A 7,332-nucleotide genomic window follows, 5' to 3' on the forward strand; every position below is an offset into this window, starting at 1 on the left:
AAGGAGCCTCGGCCATGTCCGACCTTACCCGTTACGCGGGCGGTGCTGCCGCCGTCAAAGACGCCCTGCGCGCCTCGCACGACCTCAAGCCGACCGAGCGACTCGTGCTCGTCGCGATCGTCGCTCACGCCAACGCTGAGGGCGACGCCTGGCCGTCGGTCGCCACGATCGCCGATTACGTCGGCTGCTCTGAGCGGACCGTGCAGCGGGCGCTTCGCCGCCTCGTCGAGGTCGGTCGCCTGCTCGTGCGCAAGGTCGCCAACATCGCGACCCGCGTCTATCGCCTCATCGTCGGCGGGGATAACACGTCGGCCGCCGGGGGTGACATGTCGGCGCGTGGGGGTGACATCTCGCCGCGCGGGGGTGACGCCCTGCGTGTCACCCAAAGGTCTACCGAAGATCACTCCGAAGACGTGAAGCCGCGCGCTGCGCGCACGGACTGGCGTCGATTCCTTCCCAAGAGCAAAAACCCCAACACCGTGCCGAGGCCCTACGTCGTCGAACGCCGAGGCGCGGCCCTGCCGCCGCCCCGCGACGCCGAGCGGTGCCCGCGCCACATCGGGCAGACCGCCGCGCACTGCGCCCCGTGCCGCTCTGAGCGCCTCGGCGGTGCCGCGTGACGCCGACCGCCGTTTACACGCTCGCCGCCGTGCTGCTCGGCGGGCCTGCCGTGCTGCTCGCCCCGTTCGCCCTCGCCCGCCGCTCGGCTGAGCAGCACGCCGACCGCGCTGCCGCCGCCATCGCCGCCGCCCGTACCGCCCGTGAGGAGATCGCCCGATGACCGCCCCCGCCGCCTGCGAGATCACCGAGGCGTGGCCGTGGCTTGTCTGCCACACGCACGGCACCGAGCAGCTCGTCGACGACGCCGCCGAGACCACCGAGACCCTTCCCGCCTGCGAGGTGACCCGATGACCGCCCCCGCTCCCGCTCGCCCGCTCGTCGATCTGATGCCCGCCGCTCGTGACCTGGCCGAGCAGCTCGGCGGCATTCCCTCGCGTAACCGCATCATGGGCGAGCTTCGCGTCGGCGCGCCGAAGGCGACCGCTCTGCGCGAGGCGCTCATCGCCGAGGCCGCCGAGGCCGAGACCGTGCCGGACCCGTGGGCGTTCGCCGAGCCCGCCTCGGGTCCGGTGCCGGTCTCGCCCGCGCCCGCTGGGTCTGCCGGGCACGCCCTCGGGTCTGCCGGGCACGCCCAGGTGCCCGCCGTCGGGTCCGCCGGGTACGCCGCCGAGCCCGCCCAGGTCTCGCCCGAGCCCGCCCCCGTGCCCGCCGAGGTCGAGCAGGTCTCGCCGCCCGTGCCCGCCGCGTACCCGCCCGCCGCCGCCGTCGAGGCGTCGCCCCAGGTCGCCGCCGACGGACACCCGGGCACCCCGACCGCGAGGCGTAACGGCCGGCGGCACTCTACGTGGCCGCTCGTGCTGATCGCCCTGCCTGCGTTCGTCGCGATCTGGGCGGGCTGGGTCGGACTCGGCGGGCTTACCGGGTTTGGCGTCGTGCACCCGCTGCCGGGCATCGCCGACGGCTTCAGCATCAACACCGCGATTACCCTGCCGATCGGCGTCGAGGTCTACGCGGCCTATTCGCTGCGGGCGTGGCTCTCGGGCACCGTGCCCGCCCGTGCCCGCCGCTTCGCGAAGTGGTCCGGCATCGGCTCGCTCGCCGTCGGCGCGCTCGGCCAGGTCGCGTATCACCTGCTCGTCGCCGCCGGTATCCACGCCGCGCCGTGGTGGATTACGACGCTCGTCGCCTGCCTGCCGGTCGCCGTGCTCGGCATGGCCGCCGCCCTTGCGCACCTCATGCACGACGAGGGGAGCGAGCAGTGACCGAGCTTGAGCGCGCTCTGCGTCGTCTGCGGCGTAAGCACACTGTGCCGCGCCTGGTGTATCGGTACGTATCCGGCCGCCCGCTCGACGGGCGCGCCGGGTACGCCTACCGGACTCGCGGCGCGGGCCGTCTCACCGGATGGCAGCGACAAGCCGCCCGCCTGGGCGTGCCCACCGTCGCCGCCGTCACCGCCGCCTACCCGACCGAGGCCCGCGCCGCCCTCGGCACCGCCGCCGTCGCCGTGGCGTACCGGGCGCGGCGTCGCCTCGTCGCCCGCCGCTTTCACCGCGAGTACGTCGGCCCGACCCTCGCCGCCCTCGCGCCCGCCCTGGGCCTCTCGACGGGCGTGCGCCTGCACGTCGACCCGACCCTCGGCAACTTGACGCCCCGCCTCGCGAAGCCGCTCAGTCCCGCCGAGGTCGCCGCGCGAGCGTGGTACGGCGAGCACGTCGAGCCCGTCGTGCGATGGCTGCCCGAGCGTGCTCAGCGCGCCGCGTGGGCGATGCAGCGGGCCGCCCAGCCCGTGACGGCGCGCCTCGCCGTCTTCCGTCGGCCCGGTGCTGAAGAGGTCGGCCCGCGTATCGAGCTGACCGCCGACACGCCCTACCTCACCAAAGAACAGCGCGCCCTCGTGTCGTCGATCATCTCGGCGAAGATCCCCGTCGCCGACCTCGTCGAGACCTGGGCGCAGGTCGGCCCGCGCGTGCGGGCTACGTGGACCGTCCGTAAACGCCCGCCCGCCCGCGTCGGCGTCGCCCAGGTCGCCGAGCAGCTCGCCCGCCTCGCCGAGGATGAGTTTTTCCTCGGCCTGGGCGCGGGCGACCGACCCGTGACGATCAGCCTGCGCGACGACTCGCCGCACATCGCCGTATCGGCGGGCACGGGCGCGGGTAAGAGCGTGCTCGCCGAGCTGCTCGCCGTGCAGGTGCTCAGCCGAGGCGGGCGCGTGGTGATCCTCGACCGCAAGGGCTCGCACCGCTGGGCGCTCGGCCTCGCGGGCGTGGACTACTGCACGAGGCCCGAGCAGATGCACGAGGCCCTCGTGCGCCTAGCCGCGCTCGCCGACGAACGGAACACGCTCGCACTGCACGAGGCCGATGATTGGGACTGCGGGCCGCGCGTGCTGGTCATCTGCGAAGAGTTGAACGCGACCATCGGGCAGCTCGTCAACTTCTGGGCGACCGCCCGAGGCAAGGGCGACCCGAAACGCTCGCCCGCCGTCGCCGCCCTCGCCGACCTGCTCTTCATGGGCCGCAGCGCGAAAGTGAACGTGCTCGCCGTCGCGCAAATGCTCACCGCCCGCGCCATCGGCGGCCCCGAGGCGCGTGAGAATTTCGGCGTGCGGCTGCTCGCCCGGTACACCGTCAACGCTTGGAAGATGCTTGCGCCTGAGGCCGCCATGCCCCGGCCCTCGCGGCACCTCGGCCGGTGGCAGCTCGTCATCGGCGGGCAGACGACCGAAGTGCAGGTCGCCTACCTCACGACCGCCGAGGCGCGGGCGCTCGCTTGTCCCCGGTCGCCGGAGACAACGCAGGTAGAGGCGCTATCAAGCCCTCGCGGGGACTTCCTCACCCTGCGAGAGGCCGCCGAGGCGGGCGTGCTCCCGTGGACCTACGGCGCGGCGAAAAAGCGCCTACAGCGCAACGTGGGTACGGTGCCGACGCCGCGAGGGAAGCGAGGCACCGCCGACCTGTTCGCTCGCGAGGATCTCGCCGCCTGGGCGAGCAGCTCGACGGATTCCTCGGCCGCCGCGTAGCGCCGCACCGAACGCCCCCGATCGCGTCGCCCAGCGCGGCCCGGCCGGGGGCGCTTTCGTATCTGCGCCGTTTCATCGCGTGAGGAGGGCTAGCAGCGCAGTCACCGCGCCGAGTAGACCGGCGAGGCCGCCGAGTACGGCCGGAGCCGTCCGCAGGTAGTCGAGGATGACACTGTGCCGGTCGCGCTGGGCGTTGTCGGCCTGTTCGTTCGTCGTCACGCTCTGCACGTTATGAGCGCCGTGCGGGTCACGCAAAGCACCCTCTGAGCGCTGTCCCCAACGCTCTGCACGCGATATGTCCACCGTGTGTTACTGCTTTTCGGGCCGCATGGGCCTGCGTGCATGACCATGCCTGACAGTGCAGTTGATCTATCCTTTCGGCGGATAGCCGTGCTCATCCGTTCTCGGTGCACCCTCTGCGAACTCGGGCGGTCGAGCGCTGTGCGGACCGGGCGAAGTGAGCGAGTCGCTCGCCATGTGAACACCTCGCCGCCGCTGGGCCGACTTGTGAGGTGACCGCCAAACAGGAGAGGGCCGCGCCGATGGATGACGCCGACGACCCACCAAGACGCAGGCCCGCGTGAGGCGGGCCGCCGAGCACGACCGAGAGCGCCTCGTCGAGCAGCCCGCAAGGGCCGCCCGGCGGGGCGCTTTTCGCGTACCTAGGCGACGTCGGCGAGCTGCCCGCCCGTGACTGCGTAGCGCTCTTGCCGGCAAAACCGTCTGTGATCGCGCGGGCGGTGCCGCCGGGCGAGGGCGGGCGACGCCGCGAGCAGCGCGGGCGGCGCGGAAGAAGGGCGAGCAGTGGGGGGCACTTTTGACGAAATTACGCTGCAACCGTCACGTATATAGGTGCTCATGTTCTTCTTCTCTCTCTCTTCACTACCTATATAGGTGACGGTCCGAGCGTAATTTCGTCAAAACTGCCCCCCTCGGACCTCGCCCTGGGCGTCGCCGCCCCGCCGCGCCTCACCTTGTCTCCGTGCGCACGCATCATCACCCCTCGGCCGACTTGGGTTATGAGGGCGATGCGCCCTGCCCTTTTTTTCGTCTCTTCCCGTGCGCACGGAAAGGAGTTTCCAGTGCACAAGTGCGAACGCTGCGGCGCGGAGCTGCGCGCACAGCCTCCGCGAGGTCGACGCTTCTGCGACGACCGATGCAGGTCGGCGCACCGCCACGCGCAGACCCGTCGCCGAATCGCCGAGATGACCGCCGAACTGGCCCGCCTGCGTGCCGCCCGCGAGGTGACCGAGTGAGCCCAGAGCCACCACCACGACCACTCACCGCCGCCCTCGCGCGGCATCTCGCACCACTCGCGGCCCGCTTCTACGCCCGCAGGCCGTACGTCGACGAGGGACACAGCTACCTACTCGGTCGGCAGACTGCCGCGCTCGACCCGAGCAGCGTCGCGGCGCACATCATCGAGCCGCTCGTGCTGCTCGTGTGTTTCTTCGCTGAAGACGACGACCTCGGGCAGCGTCGCATCGTCGCTCGCCGCGTCGGCGACAAGCATCACGCCGACCCGATCAGCCGTGCCGACTTCGAGGCGATGATCTGCGACCTACTCGCCGCTCTGCCGGACCCACCGACCTCGTCGGGCCTGCTCGCTCAGGCCGTGGCCGACACTCGCTCTATCGCCGCATTTGGCTGCTCGGGCCGACCTCGGCGCAAGGTCGCGAAGTGGATCGCCCGCGTTGTCGACAACGTGCTCTGCGCGATGGAAGACGAAGACGAGCCCGCCGACGTCGAGGTGATTTGGCGGGCCTCGCTGCGCTCGGCTGAGGCGAACGCGAAGCGGGCCGACACCCTCGCCGCCCGCCGCGCTGCAAAGGTCGCCGCCGCCGAGCAGGCCGCCGACCACGCTCGCGCGTTTGTCGCCGCGCTCGCGCCTGGGCGGCATGAGGTGCCTGCCGTGTGGGCCGCGTACTGCGCCGCGACGTCGACCGCTGAGCGCCTCGGTAAGCACGCTTTCCTCGCGCTCGGCCGCGAGCTGCTCGGCGACCCCCGCAAGGTTCGCGGCGCCCGCCTTTGGCACGTGCCCGAGGCCGCCGACGCCGCCTCGCGCCCCACTCTGCGGGCCGCCTGAGCCCTTTTCTTCCCTGCTACCTCGTCGGCCCGGGCGGTCGCCGACGAGGGCCTGAGCGCGCCCTCAGGGCTGCGCTCGCCGTGCTGAGGGGCGCGTGCCGCTAACGGGTCGGCACGCACCCCTCGGCCGGTTTAAACGCACCGCCCGCACCCCGCCCGTCCCGATCCGAAAGACCGCCCATGACCGACGACGAAATCCCATACACGACCGCATGGCAGGCCCTACGCGCCGAGAGGTACAGGTGCGCAGTGTGCCGCCGCCCGACCCGTCGCACCGTCCGCGACGCCGACGGGCGCGTAAGCGTCGAATGCGACCGCCCGACCTGCTCGCCGCCGAAGCGAGGCCGCCGGTGACCGCCCCCGACGACGCTCTCGCTCGCGCCCTTGCGCGGCTCTGTCTCGACGGAGGTGGCACCTACCGAGCGCACGATCGCGTCTTCTACTTCTACCTTCGGCGCAACCTCCCGCCCGGCCACCCCGCCGCAGCCCTCGACGACGAGACCCTCTCGCGGGCGTGCGCCGCCGTGCGGAATCACCTCGGCGACGTCTACCGCGTGCAGTTTCTGCGGTCGCGGGACTCGCACCGCCGAGGCGCACCGACAAGCACCGTCCGACTGATCCGCAACCCGCGTCCCGTAAGCCGGTAGGAGCCACCCCCCCCATGCCCCGACACACTCACCTCGACCGCGCCCGCCGGGAGAGCCGCGCCCGTGCCCGCCGCGCGTATGAGGCTGCTCGCCGCGCCGAGGCCATGCAGCGCCGCCCTGGGCCAGTGACCGCCAACGCCGCCCAGGTCGCCGAGCGCGCCGACGTCTACGCCGTCGTCGACGAGGTCGCCGGAACGCGCATCTTCCGGTACGTGGGCGAGCCCATCGCCCGACCGCCGCGCCCTCGGCCCGCCGACTGATCGACCCTCTCGACCGCGCCGCCCCGGCGCAGGTCTCACCGCCCAAAGGAGCCGCCCCATGTGGGAGCTATTCGTAAAGACCCTGCCTGACTTTCGCCACTACATCGCCGCAGGCATCCTGCCCGCGAGCGACGAGCTGGTCGCCGCCGCGAGCAACTACGCGGCGGTGTGCGACAAGGTGCGTAACGCGAGGATCGACGTCGACGAGGCCGAGGCGTATGTGCGCAACGCCCCGCAGCTCGACGTCGCTGCGCTCGTCGCCGCGATCGAAGCCGACGAGCCTGAGGAGAAGCTCGCCGCCGTTGCTGATGCTGAGCAGCGCAAGGCGACCGCAGCTCGCGACAAGGCGCGCTTGATCCTCGCCGCCTTCCGTAAGCCCGTCTTGACCCGCGCCGCCGAGGTCGGCGAGATCGCTCAGGAGTGTGCCCCTGAGGCGCAGGCGAGCATCGCGGCCGAGCGTGAGAAGCGCATGACGAAGGTCGAGCGACTCCGGGCGCAGCTCGCCGAGGCTGAGCGGGCCGTCGCCGAGATGGACGGTCTACGCCGATGGTTCGGCGAGGCGTCGATGCGGAACCTGCCGGATACCCCGCACGGCGTGCGTGTGGCGACCGACGGCGGCGAGCAGTGACCGGACCGACGTACACGCGACGCGAGCAACTGCAAGGGCTGCGCCCCGAGCAGCTCGTCGCCGCGCTGCGCGAGGGTCGCATCGACGAGACTGCGATCCGAGAGGCACACCTCGCCGACCGCTCTGCGGCGA

Annotated in this window: 9 protein-coding genes; 8 read left to right on the plus strand and 1 reads right to left on the minus strand. The window is 72.1% G+C overall.

Translation table 11 applies throughout. The features are described 5' to 3' along the window. From AB0C17_RS28945 to AB0C17_RS28965, 5 genes are all read left to right on the plus strand, one after another. Positions 1-620, plus strand: a 620-nt coding sequence (locus tag AB0C17_RS28945; protein ID WP_357481404.1) for a helix-turn-helix domain-containing protein, incomplete at its 5' end; no start/stop codon positions are given. After that, positions 617-781: a hypothetical protein gene (locus AB0C17_RS28950; RefSeq protein ID WP_357481408.1), complete on the plus strand. Its 165-nt coding sequence runs from the start codon at positions 617-619 to the stop codon at positions 779-781. The genes AB0C17_RS28945 and AB0C17_RS28950, both read left to right, overlap by 4 nt. Beyond that, entirely contained in the window at positions 778-912 is a 135-nt protein-coding gene (locus AB0C17_RS28955; RefSeq protein ID WP_357481411.1) for a hypothetical protein, read from the plus strand. The genes AB0C17_RS28950 and AB0C17_RS28955 overlap by 4 nt, the downstream gene beginning before the upstream one ends. After that, entirely contained in the window at positions 909-1,823 is a 915-nt protein-coding gene (locus AB0C17_RS28960) for an ABC transporter permease (protein WP_357481415.1), read from the plus strand. Before AB0C17_RS28955 ends, AB0C17_RS28960 begins: the two co-directional genes overlap by 4 nt. Further along, complete coding sequence (locus AB0C17_RS28965; protein ID WP_357481417.1) at positions 1,820-3,580, plus strand: DUF87 domain-containing protein; 1,761 nt, start codon at positions 1,820-1,822, stop codon at positions 3,578-3,580. Before AB0C17_RS28960 ends, AB0C17_RS28965 begins: the two co-directional genes overlap by 4 nt. Before the next feature lie 72 nt (positions 3,581-3,652). Here AB0C17_RS28965 and AB0C17_RS28970 read toward each other — a convergent pair whose 3' ends face one another. Next, positions 3,653-3,799: a hypothetical protein gene (locus tag AB0C17_RS28970; RefSeq protein ID WP_357481420.1), complete on the minus strand. Its 147-nt coding sequence runs from the start codon at positions 3,797-3,799 to the stop codon at positions 3,653-3,655. A gap of 1,033 nt (positions 3,800-4,832) precedes the next feature. Between AB0C17_RS28970 and AB0C17_RS28975 the strand changes: the two genes are divergently transcribed. The 3 genes from AB0C17_RS28975 to AB0C17_RS28985 all read left to right on the plus strand — a co-directional run bounded on the left by AB0C17_RS28975 (position 4,833) and on the right by AB0C17_RS28985 (position 7,200). Further along, the gene (locus AB0C17_RS28975; protein ID WP_357481422.1) at positions 4,833-5,666 is read left to right on the plus strand and encodes a hypothetical protein; all 834 of its coding nucleotides are present in this window, start codon (positions 4,833-4,835) and stop codon (positions 5,664-5,666) included. A 771-nt stretch (positions 5,667-6,437) separates the two neighbouring features. Beyond that, the gene (locus tag AB0C17_RS28980) at positions 6,438-6,572 is read left to right on the plus strand and encodes a hypothetical protein (protein WP_357481424.1); all 135 of its coding nucleotides are present in this window, start codon (positions 6,438-6,440) and stop codon (positions 6,570-6,572) included. A 58-nt stretch (positions 6,573-6,630) separates the two neighbouring features. Continuing rightward, positions 6,631-7,200, plus strand: coding sequence for a hypothetical protein (locus AB0C17_RS28985; RefSeq protein ID WP_357481426.1), 570 nt, complete (start codon positions 6,631-6,633; stop codon positions 7,198-7,200). The last annotated feature ends 132 nt before the right edge of the window (positions 7,201-7,332 follow it).

Source organism: Micromonospora sp. NPDC048887, from assembly GCF_040649715.1.
Taxonomy (GTDB): Bacteria; Actinomycetota; Actinomycetes; order Mycobacteriales; family Micromonosporaceae; genus Micromonospora.